General features: G+C 68.3%; 12 protein-coding genes. 1 reads left to right on the top strand and 11 read right to left on the bottom strand.

Annotated elements, in window-relative coordinates:
* Nucleotides 1-126: 126 nt before the first annotated feature.
* The 5 genes from pstB to FHR97_RS01335 all read right to left on the bottom strand — a co-directional run bounded on the left by pstB (nucleotide 127) and on the right by FHR97_RS01335 (nucleotide 5,909).
* Nucleotides 127-909 carry a phosphate ABC transporter ATP-binding protein PstB gene (gene pstB / locus FHR97_RS01355; protein WP_183382469.1) on the bottom strand — a complete coding sequence of 261 codons (783 nt, stop codon included), beginning with the start codon at nucleotides 907-909 and terminating at the stop codon, nucleotides 127-129.
* Between the two features lie 111 nt (nucleotides 910-1,020).
* A complete protein-coding gene (gene pstA / locus FHR97_RS01350; RefSeq protein WP_183381970.1) occupies nucleotides 1,021-2,187 on the bottom strand; it encodes a phosphate ABC transporter permease PstA in 1,167 nt (388 codons plus the stop codon).
* An 18-nt stretch (nucleotides 2,188-2,205) separates the two neighbouring features.
* A complete protein-coding gene (gene pstC, locus FHR97_RS01345; protein ID WP_183381969.1) occupies nucleotides 2,206-3,462 on the bottom strand; it encodes a phosphate ABC transporter permease subunit PstC in 1,257 nt (418 codons plus the stop codon).
* A 117-nt stretch (nucleotides 3,463-3,579) separates the two neighbouring features.
* Entirely contained in the window at nucleotides 3,580-4,593 is a 1,014-nt protein-coding gene (locus FHR97_RS01340) for a PstS family phosphate ABC transporter substrate-binding protein (protein ID WP_183381968.1), read from the bottom strand.
* 95 nt (nucleotides 4,594-4,688) lie between these two features.
* The gene (locus FHR97_RS01335; protein ID WP_183381967.1) at nucleotides 4,689-5,909 is read right to left on the bottom strand and encodes a Bcr/CflA family multidrug efflux MFS transporter; all 1,221 of its coding nucleotides are present in this window, start codon (nucleotides 5,907-5,909) and stop codon (nucleotides 4,689-4,691) included.
* A 131-nt stretch (nucleotides 5,910-6,040) separates the two neighbouring features.
* Here FHR97_RS01335 and tal point away from each other — a divergent pair, with 131 nt between their 5' ends.
* Nucleotides 6,041-6,979: a transaldolase gene (gene tal / locus FHR97_RS01330; RefSeq protein ID WP_183381966.1), complete on the top strand. Its 939-nt coding sequence runs from the start codon at nucleotides 6,041-6,043 to the stop codon at nucleotides 6,977-6,979.
* 58 nt (nucleotides 6,980-7,037) lie between these two features.
* Here the strand turns inward: tal and FHR97_RS01325 are convergent, their stop codons facing one another.
* From FHR97_RS01325 to FHR97_RS01300, 6 genes are all read right to left on the bottom strand, one after another.
* Nucleotides 7,038-7,547 (bottom strand): STAS domain-containing protein, encoded by a 510-nt coding sequence (locus FHR97_RS01325; RefSeq protein ID WP_183381965.1) that lies wholly within the window; start codon nucleotides 7,545-7,547, stop codon nucleotides 7,038-7,040.
* Nucleotides 7,534-8,727, bottom strand: coding sequence for a PP2C family protein-serine/threonine phosphatase (locus tag FHR97_RS01320; RefSeq protein ID WP_183381964.1), 1,194 nt, complete (start codon nucleotides 8,725-8,727; stop codon nucleotides 7,534-7,536). Before FHR97_RS01320 ends, FHR97_RS01325 begins: the two co-directional genes overlap by 14 nt.
* Before the next feature lie 12 nt (nucleotides 8,728-8,739).
* Nucleotides 8,740-9,492 carry an MlaA family lipoprotein gene (locus FHR97_RS01315; RefSeq protein WP_183381963.1) on the bottom strand — a complete coding sequence of 251 codons (753 nt, stop codon included), beginning with the start codon at nucleotides 9,490-9,492 and terminating at the stop codon, nucleotides 8,740-8,742.
* Nucleotides 9,493-9,533: 41 nt separating this feature from the next.
* Entirely contained in the window at nucleotides 9,534-10,646 is a 1,113-nt protein-coding gene (locus tag FHR97_RS01310; protein WP_183381962.1) for a beta-ketoacyl-ACP synthase III, read from the bottom strand.
* A gap of 49 nt (nucleotides 10,647-10,695) precedes the next feature.
* The gene (gene hrpA, locus FHR97_RS01305) at nucleotides 10,696-14,715 is read right to left on the bottom strand and encodes an ATP-dependent RNA helicase HrpA (RefSeq protein ID WP_183381961.1); all 4,020 of its coding nucleotides are present in this window, start codon (nucleotides 14,713-14,715) and stop codon (nucleotides 10,696-10,698) included.
* Between the two features lie 367 nt (nucleotides 14,716-15,082).
* On the bottom strand, nucleotides 15,083-16,771 hold the full coding sequence (locus FHR97_RS01300) for an AMP-binding protein (RefSeq protein ID WP_183381960.1): 1,689 nt from the start codon (nucleotides 16,769-16,771) through the stop codon (nucleotides 15,083-15,085).
* Nucleotides 16,772-16,795: the final 24 nt, after the last annotated feature.

The following is a 16,795-nucleotide window of genomic DNA, read 5'->3' as shown; positions in this document are numbered from 1 at the left end:
GGGCTGGCCGGGAGTATATATGGAATCCCATATATAGGCGAGCCACATGACCACCCCATGACAGGACCGCAAACGGGAACGGGGAGGCCTGCTGGCCTCCCCGTTTCACTGGACCGTCGAGGGTCCTTAGCCATAGCGACCGGTGATGTAGTCCTCGGCCTTCTTGGTGTGCGGGTTGGAGAACATGGCCTGGGTGTCGTTGTACTCGACGACCTCGCCCAAGTGGAAAAAGGCCGTGTAGTCGGCCACCCGGGCGGCCTGCTGCATGTTGTGAGTCACGGTGATGATGGTGAACTGCTGCTTGAGCTTGTCCATCAGGTCCTCGATGGTCGCCGTGGAGATCGGGTCCAGGGCCGAGGTCGGCTCATCCATCAGGATGACATCGGGCTGCACCGCGATGGCCCGGGCGATGCACAGGCGTTGTTGCTGGCCGCCGGAGAGCGAGGTCCCGGGCTGGTGCAGCTTGTCCTTGACCTCCTCCCAGAGGCCGGCATCGCGCAGGGCGCGCTCGACCAGCTCGTCGACGTCGGTCTTGCGGCTGACCAGGTCATGCATGCGCGGCGCATAGGCGACGTTCTCGTAGATCGACTTGGGGAAGGGATTGGGCTTCTGGAACACCATGCCCACCCGGCGGCGCAGGGCCACCTCGTCCATCTTGGCTTCGTTGACGTCGCGGCCGTCCATTTCCACCAGGCCGTCGATGCGCACGCCGGGGATCAGGTCGTTCATGCGATTGAGGCAGCGCAGGAAGGTCGACTTGCCGCACCCCGAGGGCCCGATCAGCGCGGTGACGTTCTTCTGGTAGACATCGAGGTTGATGCTCTTGAGCGCCTGGGCTTGCCCGTACCAGAGGTTGAGATCACGCACCCGGATGGCAAGCTCGTGATGGGCTTCCTCGTTCCGGGTCACCGGGGCGCCGACCGCCGGTTCGCCCTTACTTTGGTGGCCGGTCATGGGGGAGACACTCCGCTCGGCAACTTGAATATTCATCATGGCATATCCTGTGTCGTGCCGCGGGCCTTACCAGCGACGTTCGAATTTCTTGCGCATCACCACGGCGGTGGCGTTGAGGGTGATCAGCACGGCCAGCAGCACCAGGATGCCGCCGGAGGTCTTCTCGATGAAGGCCCGGTCGGGCTCCCCAGCCCAGGTGAAGATCTGCGCCGGCAGCACGGTGGCGGCCTCGGTGAAGGACCCGCCGACATCAGGGATGAAGGCCACCATGCCGACGATGATCAGCGGCGCAGTCTCACCCATGGCCTGGGCCAGGCCGATGATCGAGCCGGTCATGATGCCGGGCATGGCCAGCGGCAACACATGGTCGCGCACCACCTGCCAGCGCGAGCACCCCACCCCGAAGGCGGCGTGGCGAATCGAATCCGGCACGCTGCGCAGCGCCGTGCGAGTGGAAATGATGATCACCGGCAGGGTCATCAAGGCGAGCGTCAGGCCGCCGACCACCGGCGTGGAACGCGGCACGCCGAAGAAGTTGATGAAGATCGCCAGGCCCAGCAGGCCGAAGAGGATCGACGGAATCGCCGCCAAGTTGTTGATGTTGATCTCGATCAGCTGGGTGACACGGTTGTCGGGGGCGAACTCCTCGAGATACACCGCGGTCATCACGCCGATCGGGAAGGACACGGCCAGCGTCACTAGCAGGGTCAGCACCGTGCCCATGGCCGCGGCGGCGATGCCGGCGAGCTCGGGCATCTTGGAGTCGCCGCGGGTGAAGAAGGTGGTGTTGAAGCGCAGCTCGGCGCGCCCCTGCGCCGCCAGCCGGTCGACCACTGCCTGCTCGCTGTCACGCAACTTGGAATGGTGGCCCTTGAGGTACTGGTCGACCTGGCCGTCGGCCAGTACCCACTCCATGCGGGTGGTGCCGAGCAGCTCGGGGTTGTCGTCCATGCGCCCCGGGATGAGACGCAGGTAGCCTCGGCTGACCAGCGGGCGCACGTTCTCCTGAACGGCGGCCAGGGGCAGTTGGCTGGCCCGCTCGCTGTAGTCGACCTCGACCTGGATCCGGGCCTGCTGGAAGGCCGGCAGGCCCTTGACCAGCATGTCGGCGAAGAACAGCACCAGGAAGAGGCCGGCCAGGCCCAGGGCGCCCATGGAGATCCACTTCAGCCGGGCGGACTTGCGGTGACGACGCCGGAGCTGGGCGCTGATCTCGTCGAAGGGTTGGCTCATCGGGATGGCTCCAAGGCGTTAGAGGTTGTTGATCCGATACTTCTCGCGGAACCGCCGAATCATGATCACCGAGACCAGATTCAGCGACAGGGTCACCACGAAGAGCACCAGGCCCAGGGCGAAGGCGGACAGGGTCTCGGCGCTGGCGAACTCCTGGTCGCCGGTCAGGGCGGCGACGATGCGCACCGTCACGGTGGTCATGTCCTCCAGGGGATTGGCCGTGAGGTTGGGCCGCATGCCGGCGGCCATCACCACGATCATGGTCTCGCCGAGCGCCCGGGACATCGCCAGCAGCGAGGCCGAGATGATGCCCGGCAGGGCCGCCGGCACCACCACGTCGCGGATGGTCTCGCCCTTGGTCATGCCCAGCGCCAGCGAGCCCTGCCGCATGCTGTCCGGCACCGAGTTGATGACGTCGTCGGACAGCGAGGAGATGAAGGGGATGATCATGATGCCCATGACGATGCCGGGCGCCAGGGCGTTGTTGAAGGAGGCGTCCAGGCCGAAGAATCCGGCCACGTCGACGATGATCGGCGCCACGGTGATGGCGGCGAAGAAGCCGTAGACCACGGTGGGGATGCCGGCCAGGACCTCGAGCACCGGCTTGGCCAGGGTGCGCACCCGCTGGGGGGCGAACTCGGCCATGTAGATGGCCGAGAGCAGGCCTACGGGGATCGCCACCAGCATCGCCACCAGGGTGATCATGAAGGTGCCGGCGAACAGCGGCACCGAGCCGAACTGGGCCGCGCTGCCGCCTTCCTCGGCGCGACCCGCCGCCTCGAGGAAGCTGGCCCCCGGGTTCCAGGTGGTGCCGGTGATGAAGTCCCAGAAGCTCTGCATCTGGAAGAAGCGGATGGCCTCCCCGACGATCGAGATCAGGATGCCGAACGTCGTGAAGATCGAGATCAGGGCGGCGCCGGCCAGAAAGAAGCGGATCACCCGCTCGATGGCCTGGCGCGCATGGAAATCGGGGCGCACCAGGGCGATGCCCATGACCAGGCCGGCACAGCCGACCACCAGGCTGGCGGCCAGCAGGTAGAGGGTGGGAATCTCGGCCCCGGCCAGCAGCATCACGAAGGCGCCCACCGCGCCCACCGCGATGGCCGGGCCGGCCGTGGACAGCACGCTGAACCAGGCGTACTGGTCGGGCTGGGCATACATGGCGATGCCCGAGGCACGCACCCTGGCGGCCTTGGCCCGGCCCAGGAAGAAGGCTATCAGACCCAGCACCAGCAGGGTGCCGCAGAACAGGGCGAGGATTTGGTTGGTCTGCATAGGTGTCTCTCGAAGGAATTCATCCGCAGGGGAGTCGCCACGCCGGCCTCCCTGCCGGAACGCGCGCCGGCCGGCAACGCGTGTTGCCGGCCGGTCGGGACTGGAATCCCGCCCCGCTTACTTCAGGTCGGCCAGTTCGAGCGACTCGTGGTCGGCCACTGCCTGGCGAGCCTGCTCACGCAGCTCCTCGGGGGCCGGGATCAGGCCGATGCCCTTGAGGTAGCCGAGATCGCTGATCATCTGCTCGCTCATGAACATGTTGGCGTACTCGTACATGGCCGGGACCTCGTCGGCGTGCTGGTTCTTCACGTAGAAGAACAGCGAGCGCGCCACCGGGTACTCGCCGCTGCCGATGGCCTCCGGCGTGGGCTCGACGCCGTCGATGCTGGAGCCGATCAGGCTGTCGCTGTTCTCCTCGAGGAAGGAGTAGCCGAAGATGCCGAAGGCGTCGGTGTTCTCGGCCAGGCGCTGGACGATCAGGTTGTCGTTCTCGCCAGCGTCGATGAAGGCGCCATCGGCACGGATATCGGTATAGCCCTCACCGCCGTAGGCCTCCATGTCCTCGGAGGCGGCTTCCATCACCAGTTCCTCGAAGGCGTCACGGGTCCCGGAGGTGGTGGGCGGACCGTAGACGGCGATCTCGCGATCCGGCAGAGAGGCGTCGATGTCGCTCCACTGGGTGTAGGGATTGTCGACCAGCTCGCCGTCCACCGGCACCTTGGCGGCCAGGGCCAGGAAGATCTGCTCGCGGGTCACGTCCATGGCCTCGTTGGCGCTGGACTGGGCGAAGGCGATACCGTCGTAGCCGATGAAGGCCTCGGTGATATCGGTCACGCCGTTCTCGGCGCAGCGCTCGAACTCGGAGACCTTGATGCGGCGCGAGGCGTTGGTGATGTCCGGCGTCCCCTCACCGACACCGTTGCAGAACAGCCGCAGGCCGCCGCCGGAACCGGTGGACTCGATGACCGGAGTCGGGAAGTCGGTGGTGGCGCCGAACTCCTCGGCCACGTAGCTGGCGAAGGGGTAGACGGTGCTGGATCCCACGATGCGAACCTGGTCGCGGGCCTGGGCGACACCGGCCACGCCCATGACGGCGGCAGCGATGACGGTGGTCTTGAGGATGCGGTTCATGGAGAGAGCTCCTGTTGAGAGAAGTGTTCGTCCTTCGCGAGTCACAAGATGCCCCACGAAAATGACAACTTCATGACAGCGAGCTCCCTCCCCCGTCAGCTCTCCCCCTCGGCCCTCTCGACCGGCGAGGACGAGCCCCTCCCGGCGCGCCCCGCCAGCCCCCGCAGGGCCAGGTTGCCGGCCAGTGACACGGCCAGCATGGTCAACACCATGGGCCAGGCGCTGTCGATCTCGAAGCCACTCACCACCACGCCGGCCAGGGCCCCGCAGGTGAACTGGATACTGCCCAGCAGCGCCGTGGCGGTGGCGCTCATGTGGCTGAAGTGCTCGAGCAGCGAGGCGATGGCGTTGGGGGTGATCAGGCCCACCATGCCCATGAACAGCATGATCAGCGGGACCACGGTGACCAGCGAGTCGAGTCCGGTCGCCACCAGCGCCACCAGGGACAGCGCCACGACGAACTGCACGCCGAGCCCCAGACGCATGTTCTGCTGGGGGGTGCGCCGCTTGAGCAGGCGGATGTTGACGCGGTTCGAGCCGGCCATGACCACCACGTTGGCCCCGAAGACCACCGGGTAGACCGCCGGCGACACGCCATAGTGGGTGATGTACAGGAACGGCGAGGCGGTGATGAAGGCGAACATGCCGGCGAAGGTCGCGGCCACGGCGAGCACATAGCCCATTCCCTCGCGGTGGCGCAGCACGCTGGCGTAGTTGCGCAGCACCTGCCGGGGCGAGGCCATCGGCGCATCCGGCGCGCGGGTCTCGGGCAGGCGCGAGCCCATCAGCCACAGCAGGAAGGCGGCGTAGACCGCCAGGAAGACGAAGATCAACCACCAGTCGGCGAGGTACAGCAGGCCGCTGCCCACCGCCGGCGCCGCCAGGGGGGCCAGCATCATGATCATGGCCATGGTCGACATCACCTTGGCGGCCTCCCGGCCGCTGAAGCAGTCGCGCACGATCGCCGCCGAGTTGACCACGCAGGCCCCGCCACCCAGTGCCTGGACCAGGCGCCAGGCCAACAGCTCGGCGAGGCTGTCCACCGTGGTCAGCATCAGGCTGGCCAGCAGGAAGATCACCAGCCCGCCGAGCAGCACGGGCTTGCGGCCCAGCCGATCGGAGAGCGGCCCCCCGGTCAGCTGGCCGAGGGCGAAGCCGAACAGGAAGACGCTGATCGAGAGCTCGGTATGGTGGATGCTGGCACCCACGGCCTCGGCCAGGGCCGGCATGGCCGGCAGGTAGGCGTCGATGGCAAAGGGGGCCAGGGCGGTGTTGGCGGCCACCAGCAGGGCCACGCGTCGGGCATTGAGGGTCAAGGCGCCTCCGACAGGATTTCCGATAGGAAGCTAATGATAACGCGAATCCGGCGCGGATGCCGTCACCGTCTATGTTCGCCCATGCGGCCTTGGTAGAGTGAAAGGCAGACGACACGGAGGACACCCCACCCATGGCAGACGACCTGCTTTCGCAACTCAAGCGCATGACCACCGTGGTGGCCGATACCGGCGACCTCGAGGCGATTCGCCGCTTCTCGCCCACCGACGCCACGACCAACCCCTCGCTGATCCTGCAGGCCGCCCAGCAGGAGGGCCGGCGGGCCCGGCTCGCCGAGATCGCCCGCCACGCCACCGACATCGATGACGCCCTGGATGCCGTGGCGGTGGAGGTCGGCAGCGAGATCAGCGCCCTGGTGCCCGGCTACGTGTCCACCGAGGTCAGTGCCCGGTTGTCCTTCGACACCGAGGGCACCCTGGCCCGGGCCCGTTCGCTGATCGAACGCTATGGCCGCCACGGCGTCGGCCCGGAGCGCATCCTGATCAAGGTAGCCGCCACCTGGGAAGGCATCCAGGCGGCCAAGGTGCTGGAGCGCGAGGGCATCCACACCAACCTCACGCTGCTGTTCAGCTTCGTCCAGGCCCGCGCCTGTGCCGACGCCGGCGTGACGCTGGTCTCGCCGTTCGTGGGCCGCATCCTCGACTGGCACAAGGCCCAGGACCCCGAGGCCGACTTCGAGGGCGACCGCGACCCTGGCGTCCAGTCGGTCCGGCGCATCTACGAGCACTTCAAGGGGCATGGCTTCGACACCATCGTGATGGGCGCCAGCTTCCGCAACAGCGGCGAGATCAAGGCGCTGGCCGGCTGCGACCGCCTGACCATCTCGCCGGCCCTGCTCGGCGAGCTGGCCGAGACCGAGGGCACCCTGGAGCGGCGCCTGGCGCCCCTGGACGCCGAGACCCGTCCCCCCGAGCCCCAGGACGAAGCGGAGTTCCGCTGGGCGCTGAACGAGGATGCCATGGCCACCGAGAAGCTGGCCGAGGGCATCCGCAAGTTCATGGCCGACCAGCGCCGGCTCGAGGCCCTGCTGGGCGAACTGCGCCAGGCCTGACGAACACGGGGAGACGCCGTCGGCGTCTCCCCGTGTTCGATGCGGCGTCGGTGGCGGTTCAGTCGCGGTGCGAAGCGGCCTCCTGGGCCTCGAGCATCTCGACCAGCGGCTGGAACTGTTCGCGGTTGTGCTCGTTCATGTGCATCAGGATGCGATGGGCCTCGAGGATGCGCTGTCGCATGCCCTCCTCGTCGGCCGGCACCTCCGGCAGCTCCCGGAGCTCGTGGGGCTCGGTGATGGGAGATTCCACCAGGGTGTAGTAGTTGGCGAAGCCCATGACGTCGAGCATGCGCTGGACGTCGGGATTGTCGACGACGATGGTCGGCGGATGCTCCAGGCGGCCCTGCAGCGCCATGGCCACCTTGGCCAGAAAGCCCAGGGCGGTGGAATCGACGTTGGTGGCCTCGCGCAGGTCGACCATCACGGCCTCGAGACCGGGGGTCTCGGCCAGCCGCTGGGCCTGGCTGTCCAGGGTCGCGCACAGCGTCAGCCGCACGTCACCGCACAGCTTGAGCACGAACACCCCGGAATCGAACGCCGCCTTGATGCGGCCTTCATGCATTATCATTGCCAAATCCGCTCAACATCATGATCGTCAGGTCGTCGGGCAGCTCTTCATGGCCAGGGGCGTGTTCGGCGATAAGGTCATCATCGTCTTCCATCTTGCCCAGGGCAAGACTCTCCCTCAACTCCGCCACCGTGTCGCTGGCCAACACCCGTCGCTCGAGCTCCCGCAGCCGCGCGTCGAGGGTCTCGCCGGGCAGGCATTCCAGGATCCCGTCGGAACACAGGCAGAGACGGAAGGTCGCGGGCAAGGGGCAGCCCAGTCGGGGGTACTCGACATGCGGGAAGAGCCCCACCGGCATGCCCTCCCCGGCCAGGGGCCGGACCTCGCCGTCGACCACCAGCAGCGGCATGGGCAGCTGGGCGCCGAGCGAATAGTGCAGATAGCGGCGCTCCCGGTCAATGACACCCACGAACAGGGTGGCATGCTTGCCGATCCCCGTGTCGAGCAGCTCGCGGTTCAGGGCCGCCAGCCAGCGCGGCGCCAGGCATTCGGGGGCCTGGCCATCCCACTCGTTCTGCCAGCGATTGGAGAGGTACTTGAGCAGCACCGTGACGAAGGCCGACGAGGCCCCGTGACCGGAGACGTCGGCAAAATAGAACAGGGTATAGCGATCGTCGAAGCGCTGGAAGTCGAGGAAATCCCCGGACAGGTACAGCGACGGCGCCAACCAGTAGTCGCAGGTCACCCCGCCCACGGTCTGGGGCCGCGGCGGCAGCAGCTTGCGCTGGATCTGGCCACCGGCCTGCTGGTCCATGCGCAGCATGGCCAGGTGGGTCTCCAGGCGCTCGTTGAGCTCGGCCAGGCGGGCACGGTCGTGTTCCCGTTCCTCGGCGAGGCGGTTGACCTCGATGACCCGGCGAATGATCCGGCGCAGCAGGTGGCCATGACGAAGTGGTTCGATGACGTAGTCCACCAGGCCGGCATCCACCGCCTGGAGCAGGTCGCTGTCCTGTCGATCGTCGCTGACCACCAGGGTCGGCAGCCGCCTGGCCAGGGCGGCCCACTCGCTGCGGGGCACGATCCGGGAGCGGGCCACCGCCAGCGAGGCCGTGGCCGGCAACTGGTCCGGCCGCTCCACGGCGACCACCGCCAGGCCATCCTTGGCGATGGTCTCGGCCAGGGCATCGCGCTCCGCCCCGGGGGCATCGATCAGTCCAATCAGCTCGTTGGCAACTGGCATCCCGTCATGGCCTCATTCGGCGAAGGCGTCATCATCGAAATCGAACTCGTCGGTGGCGAAGGGGTCCTCGCCCAGCTCGCCATCATTGACCTCGAAGCGTCGTCGCTGCAGCCAGCTGTCACGGATGAAGCTGTAGCGATCCCCGCGGATCAACCGCTCCTGGTCGAGAAGGCCCGCCCGCGTATCGATCGCATCCAGGACACGCAAGGAAAGACGCACCTTGTCCTCTTCAACATAGGTCAGCGGGTAGGTATAGGAATCCACCGGCAGGCCGGCGGTGTCACGTACCGTACTCGGTCCCAGCAGCGGTAGCACCACATAGGGCCCCTCGCCCACGCCCCACACCGCCAGGGTCTGGCCGAAGTCCTCCTCGCGCCCCACCAGCTCCATGTGCGAGGCCACGTCGAACAGTCCCAGGACTCCCACGGTGGAGTTGACCAAGAAGCGGCCGGTGGCGATGCCGGCGTTGCCGGGCTTGCCCTGCAACAGGCTGTTGAGGGTGGTGCGCAGCTCGCCCAGGTTCGCGAAGAAGTTGCCCACCCCGGTCTCCACCGGATCCGGCGTCACGAAACGATAGCCCTGGGCCGCCGGCTTCAGGGCATAGCGATCGAGGGTATCGTTGAAGGCGAACACCTGCCGGTTGAAGCCCTCCCAGGGATCCTCCGGCTGGGCCTGCCGGCTGCTCGCCGTGGAGGCACAGCCCGAGAGCAAGGCCACGGCGAGCAGCGCCGCACCGGCCTTGCGGTTGGCAAATGATGGGGTCATTGCGTCAGTGGTCTCCCTGCACTTGGTCCTGTGTCCTTGCGTCAGCGTCGCCGCACCACGACGCTGCCGGCACTGTAGCCCGCGCCGAAGGAACACACCACCCCGACCTCCCCGCGCTCGAGGTCGTCGCGATGCAGGTGGAAGGCGATGATCGAGCCCGCCGAGCTGGTATTGGCGTAGCGGTCGAGGATGATCGGCGCCTCGCTCGGGGCGGGCTCGCGGCCCAGCACGCGACGGGCGATGAGGTCGTTCATGTGGCGGTTGGCCTGGTGCAGCCAGAGCCGGCCGAGGTCATCCGCCGACAGCGAGAGCGCGGCGAGGTGCTTGACGATCAGGGTCGCCACCAGGGGACAGACCTCCTTGAACACGCGCCGGCCCTCCTGGACGAAGAGCTTGTCCGCCGCCAGCGGGTCGCTATCGGTGACGCGGTCGAGAAAGCCCGCGTTGTTGCGGATGGCATTCGAGAAACGGGTCGTGAGCCGGGTGCCGAGCACCGTGAAGCGGGCCTCGGCCGTGGCCAGGGCGTCGTCCTCGAGCACGATGGCCGTGCAGGCATCACCGAAGATGAAGTGACTGTCGCGGTCCCGGAAGTTGAGGTGTGCCGAACAGATCTCGGGGCTGATCACCAGGGCGCGGCTCGCCCCGCCGGCGCGGATGGCGTTGGCCGCGGTCTCGATGGCGAAGGTGGCCGAGCTGCAGGCCACGTTCATGTCGAAAGCATGGCCGCCGGCCCCCAGCGCCGCCTGCAGCTCCACGGCCACGGCGGGATAGGCGCGCTCCAGGTTGGAGCAGGCGACGATCACCAGGTCGATGTCGCCGGCGGCGACCGACGCCGCCTGCAGGGCCTGGCGGGCGGCGGCGAGGCCCATCTCGCACTGGATGGACGGGCTGTCGTTGTCCCGCGCCGGCAGCCGGGGGCGCATGCGCTCGGGGTCGAGGATGCCCTCGGCATCCAGCACGTAGCGGCTATGGATCCCCGAGGCCTTGACGATGAAGTCAGCGCTCGACGGCTCGAGGGTCGCCGGTTCACCGGCCGCGCGGCGCCGCGCGTTTTCGGCGTCGACCCAGGCATTGAAGGCGCTCACCAGGGCCGCGTTGTCGATGGCATGGGGAGGGGTATAGAGGCCCGTGCCGCTGATTACCACATCGGTCATACGTCGTCTCCCTGGCGCGTCGAGCCAGTCGCCCGGCCTGTCGCGACGATCAGGCCCGGCCGGTGAGTTCCGCCCAGCGTTTCTCGAGGCGCTTCGCCGAGACCGGCATCCGGGTGCCCAGTTGCTGGGCGAAGAGCGACACACGCAGCTCCTCGATCCACCAGCCGAACTCGACCAGCGCCGGATCCTCGACCTCGCCGCGGCGCTCGCTGTCGCGGCGGGCGGCCAGGCGTGCCTCGAAGTCCTGCACCTCCTGCATGTGCATCTGGTCACGCAGGCGTTCCCGGGGCGCCTTCTCCAGCCGGATCTGCGCGGCCTCCATATAGCGCGGGTATTCCGCCAGCCAGTCGCCCGCCTCGCAGACGAAACCCGGATGCACCAGGCGCTGCATCTGGACCTTGAGGTCACTGTATACCAGCGCCAGGGAAAGATTCAGGTTGCCCTTCAACGCCTTGGTCACCGCCAGGTGCCCCTCCAGCGCCTGTTTCAGGGTCTCGATCAGGGCCTCGGCCCGGGGCACCAGCTCGGCGCGGGTGGCCTCGAGGCGGGCCTCCAGGGCCTCACGGGAACGCGGCAGGGGGTCCACCGCCACCACCTGCTGGAAGACCGCGGCCACCACGTCCTCGGTGAGCTGACGCTGGGTCCCCACCCTGGCGAACAGCAGCGCACAGGGCTTGAGGCCGGCCAGGCGCTCGATGGCGCGAACCTGATCGGGCAAGCGGGCCATCGCCGCCCGGACCACCCCGCGGCGATGGGCCTCCCGAGCCTTGTCGGGATGGTCGTAGAGCTCGACGCGCAGGGCCTCGCCCTCCGGCACCACCGCCGGATAGGCCTCGACGCGGATGCCGGCCTGGGTGGTGACTCGCGATTCCGGCAGCGGCGTCTCGGGCAGGGTCTCGAACGCCTCCGCCTCGCTGGCCTCGGCGGCCAGGGCCCGGGCGCCCTCCCCGGCCGCCGCCTCGAAGCGCCGCTCCAGCGCCCGGGCATCACGGCCCTGGCCGAGCTCGCGGCCCTCGTGGTCGACCACGCGCAGGTTCATCACCAGGTGGGGCTCGAGCTGGTCCAGGCGCCAGTCGTCGGGATGCAGGCGCACCCCGGTCTTGCGTCGCAGGAACTCGCCGAGCGCCTCGGTCAGGGGCGTCTCGTCGGGGGCCATGGTCTGCAGGGCGGCGTCCACCCAGTCGGGGATCGGCACCACCTGGCGGCGGATCGACTTGGGCAGCGACTTGAGCAGGGCGATGCACTTGTCGCGCAACAGCCCCGGCACCAGCCACTCCAGTCGCGCCAGGGGCAGCTGCGGCAGCATGGCCGCCGGCACCGTCAGGGTCACGCCATCGTCCGGGGCCCCCGGGGCGAAATGATAGCTCAGCGGATAGCGCACCCCGTTCAGCACCAGCTCATCGGGATACTGCGCCTGGGTGACCTCCTCGGCCTCACGGGCGAGCAGCGCCTGGCGGTCGAACTTGAGGATATCCGGATCCTCGCGCTCGGCCTGCTTGCGCCAGGCCTCGAAGCCCTTGCCGTTGACGATGTCCTCGGGCAGCCGGGCGTCATAGAAGTCGAACAGCGCCTCCTCGTCGACGAGGATATCGCGCTTGCGGGCACGGTCCTCGAGGTCCTCGACCTCCTCGACCAGGGCCCGGTTGTGGGCGAAGAACTCGCCGCGGGTCTTGAACTCGCCCTCCACCAGAGCCCGGCGGATAAAGAGTTCTCTCGACTGTGCCGGATCGATCGGCCCGAAGTGCACCTTGCGCCGGGCGACGATGGGCAAACCGAACAGGGTCACCTGCTCGAAGGCCACCACCTGGGCACGCTTCAGCTCCCAGTGGGGCTCGCTGTAGCTGCGCTTGACCAGGTGCCCGGCCAGCGGCTCGATCCAGGCGGGGTCGATCCTGGCCACGGTACGGGCGAACAGCCGGGAGGTCTCCACCAGCTCGAAGGCCATCACCCACTTGGGCGTCTTCCTGGCCAGCCCCGAGCCGGGATGGATCATGAACTTGCGGTTGCGCGCCCCCTGGTACTCGCGATTCTCCAGGAAGGTCCCCAGGTGCGAGAGCAGCCCCGGCAGCAGGGCCTGGTGCAGCCGGGCGGCGTTCTCGCGCCGGGCCTGGGCCGCCGCCTGGGGATCCGCGTCCGTGGCGTCGGCGACCGGCGCCGGCGGCGGCACCTCGATCTCCATGTCGCGCAGCAGCTGGCGCAGCTGGCGGAAGGTATCGTGCCACTCGCGCAGGCGCAGGTAGTTGAGATAGTGATCCTTGCACCAGCGGCGCAGGCGATTGCCGGAGAGTTCCTCGCGGGCGGCCTCGAAGCCTTGCCAGAGGTTGAGCAGGGCGACGAAGTCGGAGTCGGGGTCCTGCCAGCGACGATGCGCCTGGTCGGCGGCCTCGCGCTTGTCCGCCGGGCGCTCGCGGGGGTCCTGGGTGGCCAGCGCCGAGACCACCACCAGCACCTCGCGCAGGCCGCCCTGCTCGGCCCCGGCGAGCACCATGCGGGCGAGCCGCGGATCGATGGGCAGGCGGGCCAGCTTGCGCCCGAGCGGCGTGATGCGCTGGCCCTCGTCCACCGCCCCGAGTTCGAAGAGCAACCGGAAGCCGTCGGTGACGAAGCGCGAGTCCGGCGGGTCGACGAAAGGGAAGGCCGCGATGTCACCGAGCTTGAGCGAGAGCATCGACAGGATCACCGAGGCCAGGTTGGTGCGGCGGATCTCCGGGTCGGTGAATGCGGGCCGGCCGAGGTAGTCCTCCTCGTCGTAGAGGCGGATGCACACGCCCTCGGCGATCCGGCCGCAACGCCCCTTGCGCTGGTCGGCGCTGGCCTGGCTGACCGGCTCCACCGGCAGGCGCTGGATCTTGGCCCGGTAGCTGTAGCGGCTGATGCGCACCAGGCCCGGATCGATCACGTAGCGGATGCCGGGCACGGTGAGCGAGGTCTCGGCCACGTTGGTGGCGAGCACGATGCGCCGCCCGGGATGGGGGGCGAAGACGCGGTTCTGCTCGGCGTTGGAGAGCCGGGCGTAGAGCGGCAGGATCTCGGTGCCCTTGAGGTCGGCGCGGCGCAGGGTGTCGGCGGTCTCGCGGATCTCGCGCTCGCCGGGCAGGAACACCAGGATGTCCCGGGGCCCATGGAACCAGCGCTGCTCGCGCTCGACGGCCTCGATCTCCTCCACGGCATGCAGGATGCCCTCCTGGAGGGTGCGGTCCTCCTCGTCCTCCGCATCGCGGATCAGCGGCCGGTAGCGCACCTCCACGGGGTAGGTGCGCCCCGAGACCTCGACCACCGGAGCTCGACGAGGCGTGCCTTCCTCGTCGGGCAGCGCGAAGTGCTCGGCGAAACGCTCCACGTCGATGGTCGCCGAGGTGATGATCACCTTGAGATCCGGGCGCCGGGCCAGCAACCGCTTGAGGTAGCCGAGCAGGAAGTCGATGTTGAGGCTGCGCTCGTGGGCCTCGTCGATGATGATCGCCTCGTAGCGGGTCAGGTCCGGGTCGTGGCGGGTCTCCGCCAGCAGGATGCCGTCGGTCATCAGCTTGACCAGGGTGGCGTCATCGGTCTGGTCGGTGAAGCGCACCTGATAGCCGACCTGCTGCCCCAGGGGCACCTGCATCTCCTCGGCCAGCCGGTTGGCCACCGAACGGGCGGCCAGGCGCCGCGGCTGGGTGTGGCCGATGAGGCCGCGGCGGCCGAGACCCAGCTCCAGGCAGAGCTTGGGCAGCTGGGTGGTCTTGCCCGAGCCGGTCTCGCCGGCCACCACCACCACCTGATGGTCGCGCAGCGCGGCCAGGATGTCCTCGCGCCGCTCGGCAACCGGGAGTTCCTCCGGGTAGGCCAGGCGCACGGGGCGCGATGCCCGGGCCTCCACCTTCGCCCGGGAGCGTTCGATGTCACGGCGCACCTCGGCCAGGCCGCGGTCCACGGGCTTGCCCTGGCGGCAGCGCCGGGTCAGGCCGGCGAGCCGCTTTTCCAGCCGGGGGGCGTCGCGCAACAGCACGCCTTCGAGCTCGCCTTGCAGGGCATCCAGGGCGGCGGCATCGGAGGAAGGCACGTCGGGGGCTTGGGTCAGGGTACTCACGGCGGACTCGAGGGCTCCGATGATCGATCAGGAATGGCGACGAAGGAACCCGCACCGAGGAGGCGATGCGGGTCGTTCATTGTAACGCCGGGAGAGAGGCGGCGGCTAATCGGCACCGTACCGAAGGAGGGCAACGAGGGGCGCCGGGGACAGGTCGAAGAGGGGGTCCTACGCCATGGGTGAGGAGCACGGCTCCGAACGGGCTGGCCATGGATGGCCAGCACCGGCCCTGTAAGCGGAGCGGGATGCGAGAGCGCCGCAGGGCGTCGGTAGCGCCCAGGGAAGGGTTTACAGCGCCCCCTCGTAGAGCTGTCGACGGACCAGCCCCGAGTCCGGCTGACACCGGCCCTCGATTCGTGGCCTTGCCTCAGGCTTCGGCCTGCTGCCGATCATCGTGCTGGTCCTCGTCGCGAAGCTGGCGGCGCAGTACCTTGCCCACGTTGGTCTTGGGCAGCTCGTCACGAAACTCGACGAAGCGCGGTACCTTGTAGGCGGTGAGCTCGTTCTTGCACCAGCGGCGCAGGGTCTCGCCATCGAGGTCCGGGTCCCGGGCCACCACGAACAGCTTGATCGCCTCGCCGCTGTCGTCGTCCGGCACGCCCACCGCGGCCGACTCCACCACCCCCGGGTGCATGGCCACCACGTCCTCGATCTCGTTGGGATACACGTTGAAGCCCGAGACGAGGATCATGTCCTTCTTGCGGTCGACGACGCGGATATAGCCATCCTCCTGGAGGACCGCGATGTCGCCGGTACGGAACCAGCCCTCGTCATCGATGGACTTGGCGGTCTCCTCATCGCGGTTCCAGTAACCCTTCATGACCTGGGGGCCCTTGACGCAGAGCTCGCCGGGTTGGTCGCAAGGCAGCGCCCGATCCTCCAGGTCCACGACCTTCACCGAGGTGCCGGCCACCGGCCGGCCGATGGTGCCGAGCTGGATGGCGTCGACGGGGTTGAAGCTGACGATCGGCGAGGTCTCGGTCAGGCCATAGCCCTCGGCCACCGGGCAGCCGGTGACCTGCTCCCAGCGCTGGGCCACGGCCCGAGTCAGGGCCATGCCGCCGGAGATGGTCAGGTGCAGCGAGGAGAAATCCAGCCGGCGGAAGTCCTCGCGGTTGCACAGGGCATTGAACAGGGTGTTGAGCCCCACGAAGCCGGTGAAGCGCAGCGATTTCAGCTCCTTGACGAAGCCATCCAGGTCCCGGGGATTGGTGATCAGCACCGTGTGGTTGCCGGTCTCCATCATGAACAGGCAGTTCACCGTGAAGGTATAGATGTGGTAGACCGGCAGTGGCGCGATGATGATCTCCTCGCCGTCCGTGAGTCCCTGGCCGATCGCCTGGCGGGCCTGGAGCATGTTGGCCACCAGATTGCGATGGGTCAGCATGGTGCCCTTGGCGAGCCCGGTGGTGCCTCCGGTGTACTGCAGGGCGGCGATGTCCTCGGCCTCGCGAGCGACCTCGCGATGCTCGCGCCCCGCCCCGCGCTCGAGGACGTCGCGGAAGGCCAGCGCCCCCGGCAGTCGATAGGCCGGCACCAGCTTCTTGACGTACTTGACCGCCGCATTGATCAGCTGGCGTTTGGGGAAGGCGTGCAGGTCGGCGAGCTGGGTCACCACCACGTGCTCGATGTCGGTGCGCTCGAGCACGTGCTCGAGCTTGTCGGCCATGTTGGCGAGGATGACGATGGCCCGGGCCCCGGCATCCTTGAACTGGTGGGCCATCTCCCGCTCGGTGTAGAGGGGGTTGGTGTTGACCACCACCATGCCGGCGCGCAGGGCGCCGAACACCGCCACCGGGAACTGCAGCACGTTGGGCAACTGGATGGCGATGCGATCGCCGGGCTCCAGGTCGGTCTCGTGCTGGAGCCAGGCGGCGAAGTCGCCGGACAGACGGTCGAGCTCGCCATAGCTCAGGGTCTGGCCCATGCAACTGAAGGCCGGCTTGTCGGCGAAGCGCCGGATGGAGGCATGGAAGACATCCATCACCGACGAATAGGCCTCGGCGTCTTCCAGCGCCGGGCCGCTGAGGATGGCGGGGCTCGCTTGCTCGCTCATGGCATTCTCCACACTGTGTTCGAC

Source organism: Halomonas stenophila (assembly GCF_014192275.1).
Taxonomy (GTDB): domain Bacteria; phylum Pseudomonadota; class Gammaproteobacteria; order Pseudomonadales; family Halomonadaceae; genus Halomonas; species Halomonas stenophila.
The sequence above is the reverse complement of the archived record's forward strand: the minus strand, read 5'-3'. Positions and strand labels throughout refer to the sequence as shown.